Annotated in this window: 31 protein-coding genes; 2 read left to right on the top strand and 29 right to left on the bottom strand. The window is 62.4% G+C overall.

The window, feature by feature from the left end; genetic code table 11:
• Together WJ12_RS01590 and WJ12_RS01585 are read right to left on the bottom strand one after the other, a co-directional pair.
• On the bottom strand, positions 1-2,217 hold the full coding sequence (locus WJ12_RS01590; RefSeq protein ID WP_059557065.1) for a cytochrome c biogenesis protein ResB: 2,217 nt from the start codon (positions 2,215-2,217) through the stop codon (positions 1-3).
• Between the two features lie 122 nt (positions 2,218-2,339).
• Positions 2,340-2,993: a c-type cytochrome gene (locus tag WJ12_RS01585; RefSeq protein ID WP_034189855.1), complete on the bottom strand. Its 654-nt coding sequence runs from the start codon at positions 2,991-2,993 to the stop codon at positions 2,340-2,342.
• 214 nt (positions 2,994-3,207) lie between these two features.
• Here WJ12_RS01585 and yihA point away from each other — a divergent pair, with 214 nt between their 5' ends.
• Entirely contained in the window at positions 3,208-3,867 is a 660-nt protein-coding gene (gene yihA, locus WJ12_RS01580) for a ribosome biogenesis GTP-binding protein YihA/YsxC (protein WP_034189856.1), read from the top strand.
• 253 nt (positions 3,868-4,120) lie between these two features.
• Complete coding sequence (gene hemB, locus WJ12_RS01575) at positions 4,121-5,119, top strand: porphobilinogen synthase (protein WP_021161736.1); 999 nt, start codon at positions 4,121-4,123, stop codon at positions 5,117-5,119.
• A 105-nt stretch (positions 5,120-5,224) separates the two neighbouring features.
• On the opposite strand, the gene dsbD is transcribed toward hemB, so the two are convergent.
• From dsbD to rplB, 27 genes are all read right to left on the bottom strand, one after another.
• A complete protein-coding gene (dsbD, locus tag WJ12_RS01570; protein ID WP_059557064.1) occupies positions 5,225-7,075 on the bottom strand; it encodes a protein-disulfide reductase DsbD in 1,851 nt (616 codons plus the stop codon).
• Positions 7,068-7,394 (bottom strand): divalent-cation tolerance protein CutA, encoded by a 327-nt coding sequence (gene cutA, locus WJ12_RS01565; protein WP_034189858.1) that lies wholly within the window; start codon positions 7,392-7,394, stop codon positions 7,068-7,070. Before cutA ends, dsbD begins: the two co-directional genes overlap by 8 nt.
• Before the next feature lie 201 nt (positions 7,395-7,595).
• Positions 7,596-7,991, bottom strand: coding sequence for a 50S ribosomal protein L17 (gene rplQ / locus WJ12_RS01560; RefSeq protein ID WP_006477175.1), 396 nt, complete (start codon positions 7,989-7,991; stop codon positions 7,596-7,598).
• Between the two features lie 137 nt (positions 7,992-8,128).
• A complete protein-coding gene (locus WJ12_RS01555) occupies positions 8,129-9,106 on the bottom strand; it encodes a DNA-directed RNA polymerase subunit alpha (protein WP_006477176.1) in 978 nt (325 codons plus the stop codon).
• 124 nt (positions 9,107-9,230) lie between these two features.
• Complete coding sequence (gene rpsD, locus WJ12_RS01550) at positions 9,231-9,854, bottom strand: 30S ribosomal protein S4 (RefSeq protein WP_006477177.1); 624 nt, start codon at positions 9,852-9,854, stop codon at positions 9,231-9,233.
• Between the two features lie 154 nt (positions 9,855-10,008).
• The gene (rpsK, locus tag WJ12_RS01545) at positions 10,009-10,410 is read right to left on the bottom strand and encodes a 30S ribosomal protein S11 (protein ID WP_004197937.1); all 402 of its coding nucleotides are present in this window, start codon (positions 10,408-10,410) and stop codon (positions 10,009-10,011) included.
• A gap of 28 nt (positions 10,411-10,438) precedes the next feature.
• Positions 10,439-10,804: a 30S ribosomal protein S13 gene (rpsM, locus tag WJ12_RS01540; protein ID WP_006477178.1), complete on the bottom strand. Its 366-nt coding sequence runs from the start codon at positions 10,802-10,804 to the stop codon at positions 10,439-10,441.
• A gap of 38 nt (positions 10,805-10,842) precedes the next feature.
• Positions 10,843-10,959: a 50S ribosomal protein L36 gene (rpmJ, locus tag WJ12_RS01535; protein ID WP_004199844.1), complete on the bottom strand. Its 117-nt coding sequence runs from the start codon at positions 10,957-10,959 to the stop codon at positions 10,843-10,845.
• 20 nt (positions 10,960-10,979) lie between these two features.
• A complete protein-coding gene (infA, locus tag WJ12_RS01530; RefSeq protein WP_004521905.1) occupies positions 10,980-11,198 on the bottom strand; it encodes a translation initiation factor IF-1 in 219 nt (72 codons plus the stop codon).
• A gap of 5 nt (positions 11,199-11,203) precedes the next feature.
• The gene (secY, locus tag WJ12_RS01525; RefSeq protein WP_006482915.1) at positions 11,204-12,553 is read right to left on the bottom strand and encodes a preprotein translocase subunit SecY; all 1,350 of its coding nucleotides are present in this window, start codon (positions 12,551-12,553) and stop codon (positions 11,204-11,206) included.
• A gap of 42 nt (positions 12,554-12,595) precedes the next feature.
• Complete coding sequence (rplO, locus tag WJ12_RS01520; RefSeq protein ID WP_006482880.1) at positions 12,596-13,030, bottom strand: 50S ribosomal protein L15; 435 nt, start codon at positions 13,028-13,030, stop codon at positions 12,596-12,598.
• Positions 13,031-13,056: 26 nt separating this feature from the next.
• Complete coding sequence (gene rpmD, locus WJ12_RS01515; protein WP_006400644.1) at positions 13,057-13,239, bottom strand: 50S ribosomal protein L30; 183 nt, start codon at positions 13,237-13,239, stop codon at positions 13,057-13,059.
• Between the two features lie 15 nt (positions 13,240-13,254).
• Positions 13,255-13,773 carry a 30S ribosomal protein S5 gene (rpsE, locus tag WJ12_RS01510; protein ID WP_006482895.1) on the bottom strand — a complete coding sequence of 173 codons (519 nt, stop codon included), beginning with the start codon at positions 13,771-13,773 and terminating at the stop codon, positions 13,255-13,257.
• A 14-nt stretch (positions 13,774-13,787) separates the two neighbouring features.
• Positions 13,788-14,153 (bottom strand): 50S ribosomal protein L18, encoded by a 366-nt coding sequence (rplR, locus tag WJ12_RS01505; protein ID WP_006477183.1) that lies wholly within the window; start codon positions 14,151-14,153, stop codon positions 13,788-13,790.
• Positions 14,154-14,165: 12 nt separating this feature from the next.
• The gene (gene rplF / locus WJ12_RS01500) at positions 14,166-14,696 is read right to left on the bottom strand and encodes a 50S ribosomal protein L6 (RefSeq protein WP_006477184.1); all 531 of its coding nucleotides are present in this window, start codon (positions 14,694-14,696) and stop codon (positions 14,166-14,168) included.
• An 18-nt stretch (positions 14,697-14,714) separates the two neighbouring features.
• Positions 14,715-15,110, bottom strand: a complete 396-nt coding sequence (rpsH, locus tag WJ12_RS01495) for a 30S ribosomal protein S8 (protein WP_006477185.1) — start codon at positions 15,108-15,110, stop codon at positions 14,715-14,717.
• Between the two features lie 14 nt (positions 15,111-15,124).
• Positions 15,125-15,430, bottom strand: coding sequence for a 30S ribosomal protein S14 (rpsN, locus tag WJ12_RS01490; protein ID WP_006482884.1), 306 nt, complete (start codon positions 15,428-15,430; stop codon positions 15,125-15,127).
• Positions 15,431-15,437: 7 nt separating this feature from the next.
• Positions 15,438-15,977 carry a 50S ribosomal protein L5 gene (rplE, locus tag WJ12_RS01485; RefSeq protein ID WP_006477186.1) on the bottom strand — a complete coding sequence of 180 codons (540 nt, stop codon included), beginning with the start codon at positions 15,975-15,977 and terminating at the stop codon, positions 15,438-15,440.
• A gap of 16 nt (positions 15,978-15,993) precedes the next feature.
• Positions 15,994-16,302: a 50S ribosomal protein L24 gene (gene rplX, locus WJ12_RS01480; protein ID WP_006477187.1), complete on the bottom strand. Its 309-nt coding sequence runs from the start codon at positions 16,300-16,302 to the stop codon at positions 15,994-15,996.
• A 9-nt stretch (positions 16,303-16,311) separates the two neighbouring features.
• Positions 16,312-16,680 (bottom strand): 50S ribosomal protein L14, encoded by a 369-nt coding sequence (gene rplN / locus WJ12_RS01475; protein ID WP_006752929.1) that lies wholly within the window; start codon positions 16,678-16,680, stop codon positions 16,312-16,314.
• Between the two features lie 309 nt (positions 16,681-16,989).
• Complete coding sequence (gene rpsQ, locus WJ12_RS01470) at positions 16,990-17,262, bottom strand: 30S ribosomal protein S17 (RefSeq protein WP_006752928.1); 273 nt, start codon at positions 17,260-17,262, stop codon at positions 16,990-16,992.
• Positions 17,259-17,453 (bottom strand): 50S ribosomal protein L29, encoded by a 195-nt coding sequence (gene rpmC, locus WJ12_RS01465; protein ID WP_006400652.1) that lies wholly within the window; start codon positions 17,451-17,453, stop codon positions 17,259-17,261. The genes rpsQ and rpmC overlap by 4 nt, the downstream gene beginning before the upstream one ends.
• A 9-nt stretch (positions 17,454-17,462) precedes the next feature.
• Positions 17,463-17,879 carry a 50S ribosomal protein L16 gene (gene rplP, locus WJ12_RS01460; RefSeq protein WP_006482873.1) on the bottom strand — a complete coding sequence of 139 codons (417 nt, stop codon included), beginning with the start codon at positions 17,877-17,879 and terminating at the stop codon, positions 17,463-17,465.
• Positions 17,880-17,881: 2 nt separating this feature from the next.
• On the bottom strand, positions 17,882-18,682 hold the full coding sequence (gene rpsC, locus WJ12_RS01455; protein WP_006482899.1) for a 30S ribosomal protein S3: 801 nt from the start codon (positions 18,680-18,682) through the stop codon (positions 17,882-17,884).
• 11 nt (positions 18,683-18,693) lie between these two features.
• Positions 18,694-19,023: a 50S ribosomal protein L22 gene (rplV, locus tag WJ12_RS01450; RefSeq protein WP_004199272.1), complete on the bottom strand. Its 330-nt coding sequence runs from the start codon at positions 19,021-19,023 to the stop codon at positions 18,694-18,696.
• A 12-nt stretch (positions 19,024-19,035) separates the two neighbouring features.
• Complete coding sequence (gene rpsS, locus WJ12_RS01445; protein ID WP_004199273.1) at positions 19,036-19,311, bottom strand: 30S ribosomal protein S19; 276 nt, start codon at positions 19,309-19,311, stop codon at positions 19,036-19,038.
• 10 nt (positions 19,312-19,321) lie between these two features.
• Positions 19,322-20,149: a 50S ribosomal protein L2 gene (gene rplB, locus WJ12_RS01440; protein ID WP_006482900.1), complete on the bottom strand. Its 828-nt coding sequence runs from the start codon at positions 20,147-20,149 to the stop codon at positions 19,322-19,324.
• Position 20,150 lies beyond the last annotated feature (1 nt).

Genomic DNA, 20,150 nt, shown 5'->3' with positions numbered 1-20,150 from the left:
TTACCGGGTGGAATTCTCGGAATCGGAACCGCCGCCGGCAGGCGGGCGGGCCGTCGATGCCGCACCGGCGGGCGCGGCGTCGCGAGGTGCGGCGCGCAAGGCGACGCCGGCCGCTTCGCGCGTCTGCACGAATTCTTTCTCGAAATCGAAGGTCTTGCGGGCCGTGGACATCGCCATCACCACATCGACGCCCGAACCGGCGTCCTTCAGCCAGAACCAGAGGCGCCGCTCGCGCACGTAGAACATCGAGAAGATGCCGGCGACCAGCAGCAGGCTGCCAAGATACACCAGATTCTTGCCGGGTGCGCGCGTCAACTGAAATACCGAAGCTTGCACCTGCTTGAATGAGTCAAGCTGCAAATAGACCGGCGATCCATACAAAAAGCTGTCGGATAGCGCATTGATCGCGTTCTGCACGAAGCGGATCGTCTCGGTGCCCTGCTGGGCGGCCGGCTCGCCGGCACGCTCGCGCGCGATCTGCCAGACCTCCCACATCGAGCCTTCGAGCATCCGCAGCAGCAGGCTCGCCGCCTTCTCCTGCTCGGCCTTCGGCACCGAGCGGTCGATGAACGTCGCCACCGCCTGGAAGCCGCCGACCGGCTGGCCGTCGGCACCGCGGCCGACGCTGTCGTCGCTTGCAGCAAAAAGGGTCAGCACCTTCGATGCGCTGTCCTGCAGGCGGCCGCGCAGCGATGCGTCGGTGCCCGGCAGCGAACGCTGCGCGAAGCGCGCGGCGGCCTCGGCGCGCACGGCCGGATCCTCCAGCGCGGCGCGCAGGCGCATCCATTCGCCGATCGAATCCTGGCTGTCGGCCGGGATCCGCATGTAGCGGAACGGATCGTTCGGGCTCGCGCGCACGCCGGCGAGGAACACGCGCTCGCCGTTCATGTCGACGGGCAGCATGTAGTTGTTGAATTCGCGCGCCTGGCCGTCCTTGCCGCGGATCTTGTACTGCACCGACGGGCCGATGTTGTGGAGCTGCGTCGGCTTCGACGTCTTCGCGCCCGAGCCGAGCCGCTCGTCGAACACTTCCTTCAGCGAGCTCGTCGTCGCGACGCCGCGCACGTCCGGCTTGCCGTTCGCGTCGGCCATGTTCTCGACGTTGATCGCGCGGAAATCGGAGAACTCGATCGTGTCGCCGTCGGCGCCGGGCACCTGCAGCGGCGCCGAACTGCCGATCGTGCCCTTCACGGGGAGGGTCGTCGCGCTGCCGCCCGTCATCGGGTAGGCCGTCATCTGCATCTGCGAGCCGCCGTCCTGGAAGCTCGACTGGTAGATCGACACGCCCTTGTACGTGAACGGCTTGTTAACCTCGACGCGCGCCGGGATCTTCTGGCCGGTCTCGCGATCGATCACGACGATGTCGCTCGCGAACAGCTTCGGCATGCCCGTCGTGTAGTAGTCGACGATGAACTTGTTCAGCTGGATCGAGAACGGCAGATCCTGGATCAGCGAGCCGCTCGGCTGGTTCAGGATCGCGGTCGACACGAACTGGCCCTCGGGCACCCACGCGTAGCCGCGGAACGTCGGGTTCGACGCGGACAGCCGATGGTCGGGCGAGATCTCGCTGATCGTCGCGCTCGTGTTGACCGGGCTCTTGCCGAACATCCACATCTGGAATTTGATCGGCAGGTTGCTGTCGAGCAGGCCGCCGATACAGATCACGACGATCGCGAGGTGGGCGGAGATGTAACCCCACTTGGTCATCGCGCCGCGCTTCGCGGAGATCAGCGTCGCGCCGTCGTTTTCACGCACGACGTGCTTGTAGCCGGCCTTGGTGACGAAGGTGGCGAGCGTCGCCGCGACGCTCGCGCGCGTGCCAGAAGCCGAGTACTCGGCCTTGTGGTGGAACGCGCGCAGGCTGCCTTCGCGGACCTTGTCCTTCCAGCTCTTCGCATCGGCGAGCATCTTCGGCGCGTTGCGGATCACGCACAGCGAGATCGACACGACGAGGAAGATCAGGATCAGCATGAACCACCACGCGCTGTACACGTTGTACAGGCCGAGCGAGCGGAAGATGTCCGCCCAGAACGGCCCGAACTGGTTCACGTAGTTCGGATACGGATCATCCTGGGTCAGGACCGTCCCGATGATGCTCGCGATCGATAGCACCACCAGCAGCGCGATCGCGAAGCGCATCGAGCTCAGCAACTCGACCGCGCGCCTCGACGCACCCTGACCCGACTTCGACTGCAACCCCGACGTGGTAACGCTCATTCAAACTCCAACTGACAACAAAAAAGGGCAAGGCGGCCGCACTGGCGCGGCGCCCCACCCTTTTCTTGTTCTGGCTCCGGCCGCCCTGCGGGCGACCGGTCATTCGGTTCGCGACCGGCCGGTCAACGCAGGCCCGCGATGTAATCCGCGACGGCCTTGATCTCGTTGTCCGACAGGCGCGTGGCGATCTGATGCATCGCCTCGTTGTTGTTGCGCGCGCCGGCACCCTGCTGGAACGCGGTCAACTGCGCGACCGTGTAATCGGCCCACTGCCCCGACAGACGCGGATACTGGACCGGCATCCCCTGCCCCGTCGGCCCGTGACAGCTCGCGCAGGCGGGGACGCCCTTCTCCGCGATGCCGCCGCGATAGATCTTCTGGCCGACCGGCACGGTCGCCGCGTCGCGTGCGGTACCGAGCTTCGTCGTCTGCGACCCGTAGTACGCGGCGACGTTGCGCATGTCGTCCGCGCTCAACGCGCTCGCGAATCCGACCATCACCGCGTTATTGCGCGCCGGCCCCTTCGCGCCCGGCTGCGTCTTGAAGTCGTTCAGCTGCTTGACCAGATATTCGGGATGCTGGCCGGCCAGCTTCGGGAAACTGGCCGATGCGCTATTGCCGTCGGCGCCGTGACACGACGCGCAGACCTGCCCGGCAATCGCCTTGCCGCGGTCGAGATCCGGCTTTGCCGCATCCGCCGCGTTTGCCTCCGCTACGAAACCTACGAACCCTGCTGCAACCTGAAGCACCATCAGAGACTTGCACAGTCGATTCATTCGCACACCCTGTTTCGTCTTGTGGGAATTTGAGGTTCTGCAAAAAACGACGGCGACCAGTCTACCGCAGAAGCCACATAAAAGCGCGAGGCAGGCGCCGGGTGGCCTTCGGTAAAACCGCCGTATTGTACAATATCGCGTTGAAAGCTCCCGCGCCTATCGGGGCTACCCCGCCTCCACCAAGCGGCTCGCGCCGCCCGTCCTTCCGGTTCCCATGGCCTTTCTGCTCCATCAAGCCCGCTTCTACACGACCGTCAACCATCTGCGCGACCTGCCGCCGACGGTCCAGCCGGAAATCGCGTTCGCGGGCCGCTCGAATGCCGGCAAGTCGACGGCGATCAACGTGCTGTGCAACCAGAAGCGGCTGGCCTTCGCGTCGAAGACGCCCGGCCGCACGCAGCATATCAACTACTTCTCCGTCGGCCCGGCCGCCGAGCCCGTCGCGAACCTCGTCGACCTGCCCGGCTACGGCTACGCGGAAGTGCCCGGCGCCGCCAAGGCGCACTGGGAGATGCTGCTGTCGTCCTACCTCGCGACGCGTTCGCAGCTCTGCGGCCTGATCCTGATGATGGATTCGCGCCGTCCGCTGACCGACCTCGATCGCCGCATGATCGAGTGGTTCACGCCGACCGGCAAGCCGATCCACACGCTGCTGACCAAGTGCGACAAATTGACGCGCCAGGAAAGCATCAACGCGCTGCGGACCACGCAAAAGGGGCTCGATGCGTATCGCGACCAGGGCGTCCAGGGCAAGCTGACGGTCCAGCTGTTCTCCGCGCTGAAGCGCACGGGGCTCGACGAGGCACATGAGCTGATCGAGAGCTGGGTGCGGCCGTCCGTCGCCGACGAAAAAGGCGAGCCTGTAGCACAATGATCGGGCAACGCGCGGCCGGGATCGGCGGCGCGCACCTGATGGCGCCTGCGGATTCGGCCGGCTCATAAAAAAACCCGCCGTTGGACGGCGGGTCAAACAGCCTAATCGAAAAACGACAGGCACCCGCTCAGGGAGGAGAAGCGGGGAGCTGCACGCGACGCGTGCCGCTCGATCGCTATCATATACCAACGCTCTCAAAAATCACCTAAGGGTTCCGTAAGGTCCTTACCGCCCTGATTTCTGCCAAATCGCCATGAGCTTCCATCCGCTTCATCGTCCGCGCCGGATGCGCCGCGACGACTTCTCCCGCCGCCTGATGCGCGAAAACCGCCTGACCACCGACGACCTGATCTACCCGGTGTTCGTCGTCGAAGGCACCAACGAACGGCAGCCGGTGCCGTCGATGCCCGGCGTCGAGCGCGTGTCGGTCGATCTGCTGATGCACGTCGCCGAGCAATGCGTCGAACTCGGCGTGCCCGTGCTGTCGCTGTTCCCGGCCATCGAGCCGTCGGTGAAGACGCCCGACGGCCGCGAGGCAGCCAATCCGGAAGGCCTGATTCCGCGCGCGGTGCGCGAGCTGAAGAAACGCTTCCCCGAGCTCGGCGTGCTGACCGACGTCGCGCTCGACCCGTACACGAGCCACGGCCAGGACGGCGTGCTCGACGAGAACGGCTACGTGATCAACGACGACACGATCGAGATCCTGATCGATCAAGCGCGCGCGCAGGCTGAAGCCGGCGTCGACATCGTCGCGCCGTCGGACATGATGGACGGCCGCATCGGCGCGATCCGCGAAATGCTGGAAAGCGACGGCCACATCCACACGCGGATCATGGCCTATTCGGCCAAGTTCGCGTCGGCGTTCTACGGTCCGTTCCGCGATGCGGTCGGCTCGGCATCCAACCTGGGCAAGGGCAACAAGATGACCTACCAGATGGATCCGGCGAACAGCGACGAAGCGCTGCGCGAAGTGCGCCTCGACATCGACGAAGGCGCCGACATGGTGATGGTCAAGCCCGGCATGCCGTATCTCGACATCGTGCGCCGCGTGAAGGACGAGTTCCGCTTCCCGACCTACGTGTACCAGGTGAGCGGCGAATACGCGATGCTGAAGGCGGCCGCGATGAACGGCTGGCTCGACCACGACAAGGTCGTGCTCGAATCGCTGCTCGCGTTCAAGCGCGCCGGCGCCGACGGCGTGCTCACGTACTTCGCGCTCGACGCCGCGCGCCTGCTGAAAGCGCAGCGCTGATCGCGCGCCGGCAGGCCCAACGAAAAACGGCGGGACACTTCGGTGTTCCGCCGTTTTTTGTTTACCGCCGATCGAGGCCGATGCCGCGTCGAACGCCCTCGTTCGCTACACCGTCGGGACGGCGGCGCGGTCGAGGCTGCGCAGGAACGTCTCGGCCGCCTGATAACCGACCACGCGCCCGATCTCGTTGCCGCTGCGATCGAAGAAGATGATGCCCGGCGGCCCGAACAGGTTGAAGCGCTTGAGCAGCGCCTGGTCGTCCGGATTGTTCGCGGTGACGTCCGCGCGCACGAGATGGAGCTGTGCGAGACGCGCCTGCACGCGAGCGTCGGTAAACGTCAGATGCTCCATCTCCTTGCAGCTCACGCACCAGTCCGCGTAGAAGTCGAGCATCACGGGCTTGCCAGACGTCTTCAGCAGCGCGTCGAGTTCGCCGCTGGAGCGCACCGACGCAAACGCGGGGCCGTCCTGCGCGGCGGCCGCGCCGGCAGCCGCAGCGCCGCCGGACGCCGCCGTGCGTGCCGCCAGCACGGCCAGCGGCTTCACGGGATCCGTCGAGCCGGCCGCCAGGCCGACGAGCAGCGTCGCGGCCCAGATCGCGAGCGCGGCGCCAAGGCCCCTGCCGAGGCGGCGCCAGATCGACGCGGCGCCGGCATTCGGCGTGAACAGGCCGAGCGCCGCGGCCGCGACCAGCAGCCACAACGCGGCGAGCACCATCTTCAGGCCGCCTGCCAGCACCGGCCACACGATCCACAGCGCGGCCGCGAGCAGCACGATGCCGAAGAACACCTTCACGCCGTCCATCCACGCACCTGCGCGCGGCAGCACCGTCCCGGCACCGACGCCGACGACCAGCAGCGGCACGCCGAGCCCCAGCCCCATCGCGAACAGCGCCGCCCCGCCGAGCAGTGCATTGCCGGTGTGCGCAATGAAGGCGAGCACGGCGAACAGCGGCGCCGTCATGCACGCGCCGACGACCAGCGCCGACAACGCGCCCATCGCCGCGACCGCGACGAAGTGGCCGCCCTGTCGCGCGCTCGAGGCTTCGGCCGCGCCGTTCTGCCAGCGTGCGGGCAACGCAATGTCCTTGCCCGAGATCAGCGATACCGCGAACGCGGTCAGCAGCACGCCGAACGCGCCGAGCACCCACGGGTTCTGCAGCCACGCGCCGAGGCTCTGGCCGACCAGTGCCGCGGCAATGCCGAGCACCGTGTAGACGAGCGCCATGCCGACCACATAGGTCAGCGACAGCGCGAGGCCGCGTGCATGTGTCGCCCGCGTGCCCTGGCCGATGATGATCGCGGACACGATCGGGATCATCGGGTACGAGCAGGGCAGGAGGCTCAGCACGACACCCGCGACGAAATACAGGGCGACGATCGTGAAGAAGCCGTGGCCTTCGAGCAGCGACTGCGCGAAATCGGCGCTCGTGACCTTGTCGAACCAGCTGCCCGCGGCCGCCGCGTCTCCACTGGACGACGACGCGGCGCCGAGCGCCGCACCGCCGACCTTCACGACGTGCTCGGTCGGCGGATAGCAGATCCCTTCGTCCGCACAGCCCTGCGACGTCACCGCGAGGTCGAACGGCCCGGCCGCCTGCTTCACCGGCACGTGGATGACGACTTCGTCGCGATAGGTCTCGACGTTCTTCTGGAACGTCTGGTCGAACTTCACGTGGCCGGCCGGGAATTGCGGCTCGCCAAGCGTCGCCTGTCCGCTCTTCACCGCGAACGCGAACCGCTCGCGGTACAGGTAATAGCCGTTGGCGACCTTGAAGCGGACGTCCACCTGCCCCGGCGACTCGCTCGCGCTGAACTTGAACGCGACCGACGGATCGAGGAAATCGTCGGCCGCGCGCGCGACCGACAGGCCGCCCAGCATGACCGCGAACGACAACAGGACTGCCAGGAACCGCAGCGCGCGCACGCGCACGGAAAGCGCCATACCGTTAAACATGAAATAGACGTTGAGTTTCGCTGGTCACCCACTGGCCATACGCGGCCGACGCCGTCGTTTGCCACGAGACGATTTCGGGCGTCTCGTACGGATGATGCGCGAGAATAAATCGCTCCAGTTCGAGCGCCCGCACGGGGCTCGTCTTGAACAGCAACTGGATCTCGTCGGCCGTTTCGACCTTGCCCTGCCAGTGATAGCGCGACTTGATCGCGCCGAGCTCCGACACGCATGCGGCCAGCCGCGCGTCGAGCGCGCCATCGGACAGCGCTGCAGCCGTCGCCGCATCGGGCACCGTCGTCAGCATCAGCACCACTATCATCCGCGCCCTCCTGGCTGGTCTACCGGCTCCGGCCGGCGCGGATTGCCTGTCCTCGGATCGCGTCGGTTGCCCGTATCGTAGCGCAGCCCGCGCAATGCTGCCGGCGCCGGCCTGCGACAATCGATCGCAGCCGGCAGCTCGAAAACAAAAAGGGCCAAGCAATTGCTCGGCCCTTTTCAGATACTGCGGCGTACCGGAAGCTTACTCGGCTTCTTGCACGTTTTCCGTTTCGTCGACTTCCGGACGGTCGAGCAGTTCGACCAGTGCCATCGGTGCGTTGTCGCCCACGCGGAAGCCGAACTTCAGCACGCGCAGGTAGCCGCCCGGACGGTTCGCGAAACGCGGACCGAGCACGTCGAACAGCTTCGCCACCGAGTCACGATCGCGCAGGCGGTTGAACGCCAGGCGACGGTTTGCCAGCGACGGCTTCTTGCCGAGCGTGATCAGCGGCTCGACGACTTTACGGAGTTCCTTCGCCTTCGGCAGCGTCGTCTTGATGACTTCGTGCTCGATCAGCGAGTTGGACATGTTACGGAGCATAGCCAGACGGTGGCTGCTCGTGCGGTTCAGTTTCCGCAGACCATGACGATGGCGCATTTCAGTTTCCTTGATTCAAAGTTTTGATCCAGCTCTTCTATCGCACCCCGAGGGTGCACGGGCCGGTAGCGAAAAAAAGCAAGATGCGGATTTTAAAGGAAAATCCGCATCTTTGCCAACTACAGCAACAACCGGGCTTACTTGTCGAGACCAGCCGGCGGCCAGTTCTCGAGCTTCATGCCCAGCGTGAGACCGCGCGAAGCGAGCACTTCCTTGATCTCGTTGAGCGACTTGCGACCGAGGTTCGGCGTCTTCAGCAGCTCGTTTTCCGTGCGCTGGATCAGGTCGCCGATGTAGTAGATGTTCTCGGCCTTCAGGCAGTTCGCCGAACGAACCGTCAGCTCGAGATCGTCCACCGGACGCAGCAGGATCGGGTCGATCTGCGGCGCGCGCGACGGTGCTTCGGCTGCCGTTTCCGTGCCTTCCAGCGCCGCGAACACGGACAGCTGGTCGACCAGGATGCGGGCCGATTGACGGATCGCTTCTTCCGGCGTGATCACACCGCTCGTCTCGATGTTCATCACGAGCTTGTCGAGGTCGGTACGCTGCTCGACACGTGCGCTTTCGACCGCGTAGCTCACGCGGCGAACCGGCGAGAACGATGCGTCGAGGACGATGCGGCCGATGATCTTGGCCGTGTCTTCGCCATAACGACGGACGTTGCCGGGCACATAGCCGCGACCCTTTTCGATCTTGATCTGAACGTCGAGCTTACCGCCCTTCGACAGGTGCGCAATCACGTGATTCGGGTTGATGACTTCGCAATCGTGGGCCAGTTCGATATCGCCGGCCGTGACAACGCCTTCACCTTCCTTGCGCAGCGTAACCGTCACTTCGTCACGGTTATGCAGCTTGAACACCACGCCCTTCAGGTTCAGCAGCAGGTTGACGACGTCTTCCTGCACACCGTCCAGCGTCGAGTACTCGTGCACCACGCCTGCGATCGTGACTTCGGTCGGCGCGTAGCCAACCATCGACGACAGCAGCACGCGGCGAAGCGCATTGCCCAAGGTATGGCCGTAACCGCGTTCGAACGGTTCCATGACCACCCGCGCGTGGTTCTCGCCCAGCGATTCCACGGCGATGATCTTGGGTTTCAGCAAACTGGTTTGCATGGGTTTTCCTTTTCAATACCCTCGGCTCGTTACACCGATAAGGCTGACCGGTAACAACCAGAAAATAAACAGCCGAGGCCCTTCCTTGCGCAACGCAATCGGGGTACCTCGGCCGTCAATCGGATTAACGCGAATACAATTCGACGATCAGGCTTTCGTTGATGTCGCCTGCGATCTCGGCGCGTTCCGGCATTTGCTTGAACGTGCCTTCGAACTTCTTCGCATCGACTGCAACCCAGCTCGGCATGCCGCCTTGCTCGGCCAGCGACAGCGCTTCGACGATACGCGCTTGCTTCTTCGCCTTTTCGCGGATCGCGACGACGTCACCTGCCTTCACTTGCTGCGACGGGACGTTTGCGACGACGCCGTTCACGGTGATCGACTTGTGGCTCACCAGCTGACGCGCTTCAGCGCGGGTCGAGCCGAAGCCCATGCGATACACGACGTTGTCGAGGCGCGACTCGAGCAGTTGCAGCAGGTTTTCACCCGTGTTGCCCTTGCGGCGATCGGCTTCAGCGAAGTAGCGGCGGAACTGACGCTCCAGCACGCCGTAGATGCGCTTGACCTTCTGCTTTTCACGCAGCTGCGTACCGTAGTCGGACGTACGTGCGCCCGAGGTACGGCCGTGCTGGCCCGGCTTGCTGTCGAGCTTGCACTTGTCGGCGAGCGAGCGGCGTGCGCTCTTCAGGAACAGGTCGGTGCCTTCACGGCGGGACAGCTTGGCTTTGGGGCCGATATAACGTGCCACTTTGCATTCCTTTATCAATCAGTCACGCGAACCGAAATCCGCGCTAGTCCGCTCCCTTTGGGGCGAACGGTGGGCTTAGTCAATCAAAAAAGCAACGCCCGTCGACGCTGAGCGGCGACAGGCAATGCGCTAGCACGAACGTGCCAGCACATCCTTAGATACGACGACGCTTCGGCGGACGGCAGCCGTTGTGCGGAATCGGGGTGACGTCCGAAATCGCGGTGATCTTGATGCCGAGGCCGTGCAGTGCGCGCACTGCCGACTCGCGACCCGGGCCCGGGCCCTTGATCCGCACTTCCAGATTCTTCACGCCGTATTCCATCGCGACGCGGCCAGCCGACTCGGCTGCGACCTGAGCAGCGAACGGCGTCGATTTGCGCGAGCCCTTGAAGCCCTGACCGCCCGACGTCGCCCATGCCAGAGCGTTGCCTTGGCGATCGGTGATCGTGATGATCGTATTGTTGAACGACGCGTGAACGTGAACCACGCCTTCAGCGACGTTCTTCTTAACCTTCTTGCGAACGCGTTGCGCCGCGGTGTTCGAAGCCTTAGCCATTACGTTTTCCTGTAACTGTCAGTTCCGCTTACTTCTTCAGCGCTTGCGCTGCACGACGCGGACCCTTACGGGTACGTGCGTTCGTACGCGTACGCTGACCGCGCATCGGCAGGCCCTTGCGATGACGGACGCCACGGTAGCAACCGAGGTCCATCAGGCGCTTGATGTTCATCGTCACTTCACGGCGCAGATCGCCTTCGACGACAAACTTGCCCACTTCTTCACGCAGCTTTTCCAGGTCTGCGTCGGTCAGATCCTTGACCTTCTTCGAAAAATCGACGCCAGCTGCCACGCAGATGCTGCGCGAACGGGTGCGGCCGACACCAAAGATAGCCGTCAGGCCGATCTCGGTGTGCTGGTGATTCGGGATGTTAACCCCTGCGATACGAGCCATTGTTTTTCCTCAAACAAAAAGCGCAAACAAACGCGCGGTCAGCCTTGGCGCTGCTTGTGGCGCGGATCCGAGCTGCAGATCACGCGAACGACGCCTTTGCGCTTGATGATCTTGCAATTGCGGCAAATGCGCTTAACCGATGCCATCACTTTCATGATAATACCCTTTTTTCAAATCACTTCGCCCGGAACACGATCCGCGCACGAGACAGATCGTAAGGCGTCAACTCAACCGTCACCTTGTCGCCCGGCAGGATACGGATGTAGTGCATCCGCATCTTCCCGGAAATATGTCCCAATACGACATGGCCGTTTTCCAGCTTCACACGGAAGGTCGCATTCGGGAGGTTTTCAATCACCTCTCCCTGCATCTGGATTACATCGTCTTTGGCCATAGTCCTTAACGCATCGGGATGTTGCCGCCCTTGAAGTTCGCCTTCTTGAGCAGAGACTCATACTGTTGCGACATAACGTACGACTGCACCTGCGCCATAAAGTCCATCGTGACGACGACAATGATCAGCAGCGACGTTCCACCAAAATAAAACGGCACGTTCCAGCGCAGCACCAGAAATTCCGGCAGCAGACACACGAAGACGATGTAGATCGCACCGGCCAGCGTCAGACGCGTGAGGATGCGGTCGATATATCGTGCGGTCTGATCGCCCGGACGGATGCCCGGAACAAACGCGCCGCTCTTCTTCAGGTTGTCCGCGGTTTCCCTGCTGTTGAACACCAGTGCGGTGTAGAAGAAGCAGAAAAACACGATCGCCAGCGTGTACAGCAGCACATAGACCGGCTGGCCCGGCTTCAGCGCTTCCGCTACGTTATGCAACGTATTGGAAATCCAGCTTCCCGTCGGCTGACCGGTACTGAACCAGCCGAGAATCGTCGCCGGGAACAGGATGATCGACGATGCAAAGATCGGCGGAATCACGCCCGACATGTTCAACTTCAGCGGCAGATGCGACGACTGCCCACCGTAGATCTTGTTGCCGACCTGGCGCTTCGCGTAGTTCACGAGGATCTTGCGCTGACCGCGTTCGATGAACACGACCAGGTAAGTCACCGCGGCGATCAGAACGACGATGATGATCGCCGAAATGATGCTCATCGAACCCGTACGCACCAGCTCGAACAACCCACCCACGGCATTCGGGAACCCTGCTGCGATCCCGCCGAAGATGATGATCGAGATACCGTTGCCCAGACCACGCTCGGTAATCTGCTCGCCGAGCCACATCAGGAACATCGTACCGGTAACCAGCGTCACGACCGTCGTCAGACGGAACAGCATGCCGGGGTCGGTGACGAGGCCCGGCTGGTTTTCCAGCGCGGCCGCGATACCGAACGCCTGGAAGGTCGCGAGCACCACGGTGAAATACCGCGTGTACTGCGTGATCTTCCGTTGCCCTGCCTGCCCTTCCTTCTTCAGCGCCTCGAGCTGCGGCGATACGATCGCCAGCAACTGCATGATGATCGACGCCGAAATGTACGGCATGATCCCCAGCGCAAAGATCGTGAAGCGGGAAAGCGCGCCACCCGAGAACATGTTGAACATGCCCAGGATGCCGCCCGCCTGGCTCTGGAACAGCTTAGCCAGTTGATCCGGATCGATGCCCGGCACGGGAATGTGCGCGCCGATGCGATAGACGATCAGCGCCAGGAGCAGGAACATCGCTCGCCGACGCAGATCGCCGAATTTCGCCGTGCTTCGACCGGGTTTTGCAAGACTCGGGCTGTTAGCCAAGTACCTTCTCCGATGAATGCAAGTGACGACGCGCTACGCGTGTCACTCGGCGAACGAACCGCCGGCCGCTTCGATCGCAGCGCGCGCACCCTTGGTGGCACCGAGACCCTTCACGACGATCTTGCGCTTCAGTTCGCCCGTCGCGATGATCTTTGCGCTCTTCGTCAGCTCGCCGACCAGGCCGGCTTGCTTCAGTGCGAGCAGATCGATCTCGTCGACCGGCAGCTTCTCGAGGTCGCCCAGGCGCACTTCACCGACGAATTCCTTCGTCAGCGACGTGAAGCCGCGCTTCGGCAGACGACGTTGCAGCGGCATCTGACCGCCTTCGAAACCGACTTTGTGGAAGCCGCCCGAACGCGATTTCTGACCCTTGTGACCACGGCCAGCCGTCTTGCCGAGGCCCGAACCGATGCCACGACCGACGCGACGCTTGGCGTGCTTGGCGCCAGCGGCCGGCTTCAGGTTATTCAATTCCATATCAACTCCTTGATCCGTAGGGCCGCTTACGCGATGACCTTAACGAGGTACGAGACCTTGTTGATCATGCCGCGGACCGCCGGCGTGTCCTGGAGCTCGCTGACCGAATTGAGTCGGCGCAGGCCCAGACCACGCACGGTCGCGCGGTGCGATTCGCGGGTCCCGATCAGGCTCTTAACGAGCTGAACCTTGACAGTTTTTTCAGACATGGTGACCACCCGGGCTTAGCCCAAAATTTCTTCGACGGACTTGCCGCGCTTCGCCGCGATGTCTGCCGGGGTGGACTGCTTGCGCAGGCCGTCCAGCGTGGCGCGAACGAGGTTGTACGGGTTCGTCGAACCGTGGCTCTTCGCCACGACGTTCTGAACGCCCATCACGTCGAACACTGCGCGCATCGGGCCGCCGGCGATCACGCCCGTACCTGCCTTCGCCGGAGCGAGGAGGACGGCCGATGCGCCGTGCTTGCCGTGCACTTCGTGTTGCAGCGTGCCGTTCTTGAGCGGCACCTTGAACATGTTGCGGCGAGCTTGTTCCATTGCCTTCTGGACAGCGACCGGCACTTCCTTCGCCTTGCCCTTGCCCATACCGATGCGGCCATCACCGTCGCCAACCACGGTCAGTGCGGCGAAGCCGAGAATACGGCCACCCTTCACGACCTTGGTCACGCGATTGACCGAAATCATCTTTTCGCGAAGGCCGTCGTCGCGCTCGTCAGCCTGAACTTTCGCTTGCATCTTTGCCATGACGAATTCCTTCCTTAGAACTTGAGCCCAGCTTCGCGAGCTGCCTCAGCCAGCGCCTTGACGCGGCCGTGGTAGCGGAAGCCCGAGCGGTCGAAGGCGACGGATTCGATGCCGGCAGCCTTTGCCTTCTCGGCAATACGCTTGCCGATCAGCGTCGCGGCATTCACGTTGCCGCCCTTGCCCGACTTGTCGGCCAGTTCGGCGCGCACTTCTGCTTCGAGCGTCGACGCGCTGGCGAGCACCTTGGTGCCGCAGGGCGAGAACACTTGAGCGTAGATGTGCGTGTTCGTGCGATGCACGGCGAGACGCGCGACCTGCAGCTCAGCGATCTTGATACGCGTCTGGCGAGCGCGGCGCAGGCGAGATTGAGTCTTATCCATGATTGCGCACCCTTACTTCTTCTTCGTTTCTTTGAGGATCACAACCTCGTCGGCATAACGCACGCCCTTGCCCTTGTAGGGCTCCGGCGGACGGTAACCGCGGACTTCCGCAGCCACTTGACCGACTTGTTGCTTGTTGATCCCCTTGATCACGATTTCGGTTTGCGTCGGGGTTTCAGCCTTGACGCCTTCCGGCATCTGGTGCACCACCGGGTGCGAGAAACCCAGCGACAGGTTCAGCTTGTCGCCTTGCGCTTGCGCACGGTAACCGACGCCAACCAGCGTCAGCTTGCGCTCGAAACCCTTGGTCACGCCGTGCACGGCATTCGCGATGATCGCGCGCATCGTGCCCGACAGTGCATTTGCTTCGCGGCTTTCGTCGACCGGCGACAGATTCAGCGTGCCGTCGTTGTTCGCCACGTTCACGAGCGGATTGATCGCTTGCGTGATGGTGCCCAGCGGGCCCTTGACGGTGATAGCACCGTCGGCCAGCTTGACTTCCGCGCCTTGCAGCGCGATCGGGCTCTTACCTACTCGAGACATGTTTCTCTCTCCTCGGCTTTAAGCGACGTAGCAGATGACTTCGCCGCCGACGCCGGTAGCGCGCGCCTTGCGGTCGGTCATCACGCCCTTCGGCGTCGACACGATAGCCACGCCGAGGCCGTTCATGACCTGCGGAATGTCGTTACGGCCGCGGTACACGCGCAGACCAGGCTTCGACACGCGCTCGAGGCGTTCGATGACCGGGCGACCTGCGTAGTACTTCAGCGCGATATTCAGTTCGGACTTCGCACCTTCCGCCTTCACGGCGAAATCGTCGATATAACCTTCGTCCTTGAGGACTTGCGCGATTGCAACCTTGACCTTCGACGAGGGCATCGCAACCGATACCTTCTCGACCATCTGCGCGTTGCGGATGCGAGTCAGCATATCGGCGATAGGATCACTCATGCTCATTTACGTTTCTCCTATTACCAGCTCGCCTTGGTCAGGCCAGGAATCTCGCCACGGAATGCGATTTCACGAATCTTGTTACGCGCGAGGCCGAATTTACGGAACGTGCCACGCGGACGGCCCGTGATCGCGCAGCGGTTACGCTGGCGGGTCGGGTTTGCGTTGCGGGGCAGTTGCTGCAGCTCCAGGCGTGCTTCGTAGCGCTCTTCTTCCGACTTGCTTTGGTCTTCGACGATCGCCTTCAGCGCTTCGCGCTTTGCTGCGAACTTCGCGACCAGGCGGGCGCGCTTCTTTTCACGTTCGATCAGTGCCAGTTTAGCCACGGTAACCTCAGTTTCTGAACGGGAACTTGAAGCTGGCGAGCAGAGCCTTTGCTTCGTCGTCGGTCTTCGCAGTCGTCGTGATGCTGATGTTCAGCCCACGCAGTGCGTCGATCTTGTCGTAGTCGATTTCGGGGAAAATGATCTGCTCTTTCACACCGATGTTGTAGTTGCCACGGCCATCGAACGCACGACCCGACACGCCGCGGAAATCTCGCACGCGGGGCAGGGCAACGGTCACGAAACGGTCGAGGAATTCGTACATCGCCTGGCCACGCAGCGTCACCATCGCGCCGATCGGGTAACCCTGGCGGATCTTGAAGCCAGCGATTGCCTTGCGTGCCTTCGTGACGACCGGCTTCTGGCCGGCGATCTTCGTGAGGTCGCCAACGGCGTTCTCGATGATCTTCTTGTCAGCGATCGCTTCGCCAAGACCCATGTTCAGCGTGATCTTGGTGATGCGCGGCACTTCCATGACCGACTTGTAACCGAACTTCTCGATCAGGCCGGGCACAACCTTTTCTTTGTAAAACTCTTGAAAACGAGCCATTTTTTACTCCGCTGCGTCAGGCGCTCAGTACGGCACCGGTCGTCTTCAGGAAGCGAACCTTCTTGCCTTCCTCGACCTTGATGCCAACACGCGACGCCTTGCCATTCGCGTCGACCAGTGCGACGTTCGAAATATGCAGGGGCATCGTCTTCGCTTCCACGCCACCCGTCGTACCCTTCATCGGGTTCGGCTTCACATGCTTCTTGACGAGGTTGATACCCTCAACCGTCACATGCTCAGCACCGACAGCCAGCACGACGCCGCGCTTGCCCTTGTCCTTGCCAGTGACGACGATCACTTCGTCGCCTTTGCGAATCTTGTTCATCGCGACTCCTTACAGCACTTCCGGCGCCAGCGAAACGATCTTCATGAATCGTTCGCTACGCAGCTCACGCGTCACCGGCCCGAAGATACGGGTGCCGATCGGCTCGAGCTTGTTATTCAAAAGCACAGCGGCGTTGCCGTCGAACTTGATCAGCGAGCCGTCTTGACGGCGCACGCCCTTGGCGGTGCGGACCACCACGGCGTTGTAAATTTCGCCTTTCTTCACGCGCCCGCGCGGCGTTGCCTCTTTGACGGTCACCTTGATGATGTCGCCAATGCCGGCATAACGACGCTTCGAGCCGCCGAGCACCTTGATGCACATGACTTCACGCGCACCCGTGTTGTCGGCTACTTCGAGCCGAGATTCGGTCTGGATCATGGTTTGTCTTTCCCAACTTAATCCGGATGCACCACCATGATGCATTCGGTCAGTCTTGGTCCCGTCAGCCAATCGGCTGCTTGGGTTGGAACAGCAGCGACGGCAAACGAAACCCGCCATCGCAATTCGGTGAATCTTTCGGACAGGCAGGCGCCAGTCCGCTTCCCCCACCAACTTCGCCCGCGACGGGGCTCCCATAAAGAGGGAAGACCAGGATTATAACAAATAATCCTGGTCACGCAAGCAAAAACTTTGCGATTTCAAGCACTTCGAGGAGAGGTGCCTGTTACTGCCTACTGCGCTGCCCGCTTAGATGACGCGAGCGGCTTCGACGAGGCGCGACACCGTCCAGGCCTTCGTCTTCGAAACAGGACGAGTTTCCTGGATTTCGACGAGATCGCCTTCGTTGCAGGTGTTCGCTTCATCATGCGCGTGGTACTTCTTCGAGCGCACGACATACTTGCCGTAGATCGGGTGCTTGACGCGGTGCTCGATCAGCACGGTGACGGTCTTGTCCATCTTGTTGCTGACGACCCGACCGACCAGCGTCCGCTTCAGCGAGGTTTTCACGCTATCGTTCATTTCTGGTTCGCCTTCTGAGTCATGACGGTCCGCACACGTGCGATGTCGCGACGAACCTTCTTCAGCTGGCTCGTGTTCGTGAGCTGCTGGGTCGCGAGTTGCATGCGCAGGCCGAATTGCGCCTTCAGCAGGTCCGCCAGCTCCTTGTTGAGCGCGGCCTGGTCTTTCTGGAGAAGTTCGGAAGCCTTCATGTTTTCTCCTTAGGCGCCGAGCTGGCGCACGATGAATGCCGTCTTCAGCGGCAGCTTGGCTGCAGCCAGACGGAACGCTTCGCGTGCCAGTTCTTCGGTTACGCCGTCCATTTCATAGAGCATCTTGCCCGGCTGAATCTCGGCGACGTAGTACTCCGGGTTACCCTTACCGTTACCCATACGCACTTCGGCCGGCTTCTGCGAAATCGGCTTGTCCGGGAAGATCCGGATCCAGATGCGGCCGCCACGCTTGATGTGACGCGTCATTGCACGACGCGCCGCTTCAATCTGGCGTGCGGTCAAACGACCGCGACCGATCGCCTTCAGGCCGAATTCACCGAACGACACTGCGTTGCCGCGCGTCGCCTTGCCGGTGTTACGACCCTTCTGCTCTTTACGATACTTTCTGCGTTTCGGTTGCAGCATCGTTATTCTCCAGTCTTGCCGTCTTCGGGCTTGCCGGCGCCACGGCGCGGTGCGCCACGACGAGCACCCGGAGCGCCGCCTTCGCCGTCACGGCGCGGACGACGGTCGCCCGGACGCGCATTGCGACGCGGACGCTTGTCTTCGGCTACTTCTTCCACCACCGGTGCGTCGTTGCGGCCGAGCGTATCGCCCTTGTAGACCCACACCTTGACGCCGATGATCCCGTAAGTCGTCTTCGCTTCCGAAGTCGCGTAGTCGATATCAGCACGCAGCGTGTGAAGCGGCACGCGACCTTCGCGATACCACTCCGTACGAGCGATTTCGATACCGTTCAGACGGCCCGCGCTCATGATCTTGATGCCTTGGGCACCCAGACGCATCGCGTTCTGCATCGCACGCTTCATCGCGCGACGGAACATGATCCGGCGCTCGAGCTGTTGCGTGATCGAGTCAGCGATCAGCTGAGCATCGGTTTCCGGCTTGCGGATTTCCTCGATGTTGACGTGAACCGGCACGCCCATGCGGCGTTGCAGTTCCGTCTTCAGCTGCTCGATATCCTCGCCCTTCTTGCCGATGACCACGCCCGGACGCGAGCTGTAAATCGTGATGCGCGCGTTCTTCGCCGGACGCTCGATGACGACCCGACCGACCGAAGCGTTCTTCAGCTTCTTCTTCAGGTATTCACGAACACCGATGTCTTCCTGCAGCATCGCCGCGAAATTGTTGTTGTTCGCGTACCAACGCGAAGCCCAATTGCGGCTGACAGCCAGGCGGAAGCCAGTCGGATGAATTTTCTGTCCCATCGTATGGCTCCTTAATTCCCGACCGTCACAGTGATGTGACAGGATTGCTTCTCGATGCGGTTACCGCGGCCCTTGGCGCGCGCGGTGAAACGCTTGAGCGATGCAGCCTTGTCGACGTAGATGCTCTTGATCTTGAGCTCGTCGATATCGGCGCCTTCGTTGTGCTCCGCATTCGCGATTGCCGACAGCACAACCTTCTTCACGATGCCAGCCGCCTTCTTCGGCGAGAACGTCAGAACGTTCAGCGCCTTGTCGACCGGCAAACCGCGGATCTGGTCAGCCACAAGGCGCGTTTTTTGCGCCGAGATGCGGGCACCGCGATGAATTGCTTTCACTTCCATCTTGATTGCCCCTTATTTCTTGGCCTTCTTGTCGGCTGCGTGACCCTTGAACGTACGGGTCAGTGCGAACTCGCCAAGCTTGTGGCCGACCATGTTTTCCGAGATGTACACCGGAACGTGTTGACGGCCGTTGTGAACAGCGATCGTCAGGCCGATGAAATCCGGCAGAATCGTCGAGCGACGCGACCAGGTCTTGATCGGTTTTTTGTCGCGCGAAGCTGCAGCCGCCTCAACTTTCTTCAGCAAATGGGCGTCGCAGAACGGACCTTTTTTAACAGAACGTGCCATTGCCTACTCCTTAACGCTTGTGACGGCGCTGGACGATCATCGTCGTCGTGCGCTTGTTGCTGCGGGTGCGGTAACCCTTAGCCGGCGTACCCCACGGGCTCACCGGATCGCGACCTGCAGCCGTCTTGCCCTCACCACCACCGTGCGGGTGATCAACCGGGTTCATCGCAACGCCACGCACCGTCGGGCGGATACCGCGCCAGCGGTTCGCGCCAGCCTTGCCGATCTGGCGCAGGCTATGCTCTTCGTTACCGACTTCACCGATCGTTGCACGGCACTCGATGTGCACGCGGCGGATTTCGCCCGAACGCAGACGAACCTGCGCGTAGACGCCTTCACGTGCCAGCAGCATGGCCGACGTGCCAGCCGAACGCGCCATTTGCGCGCCCTTGCCCGGCAGCATCTCGATGCAGTGGATCGTCGTACCGACCGGAATGTTGCGGATCGGCAGCGTGTTGCCTGCACGGATCGGCGCTTCCGAACCCGACATCAGCTGTTGGCCGACGGTCAGACCCTTCGGGGCGATGATGTAGCGACGCTCGCCGTCCGCGTAGAGCACCAGCGCGATGTTCGCGCTACGGTTCGGGTCGTACTCGAGACGCTCGACCTTTGCCGGGATGCCATCCTTCGTGCGACGGAAATCGACGATACGGTAGTGCTGCTTGTGACCACCACCCTTGTGACGCGTGGTGATACGACCGTTGTTGTTACGGCCGGCGGTCGAGCTCTGCGAGTCGAGCAGTGCCGCGAACGGCTTGCCCTGGTGCAGGTTCTTGTTGACCACCTTGACCATCGCGCGGCGACCCGGCGATGTCGGCTTAACTTTAACGATTGCCATG

It is taken from the genome of Burkholderia seminalis (assembly GCF_001718535.1).
GTDB classification, from domain to species: Bacteria; Pseudomonadota; Gammaproteobacteria; order Burkholderiales; family Burkholderiaceae; genus Burkholderia; species Burkholderia seminalis.
Note: the sequence above shows the minus strand (reverse complement) of the source record. Positions and strands in the feature narration are given on the sequence as shown.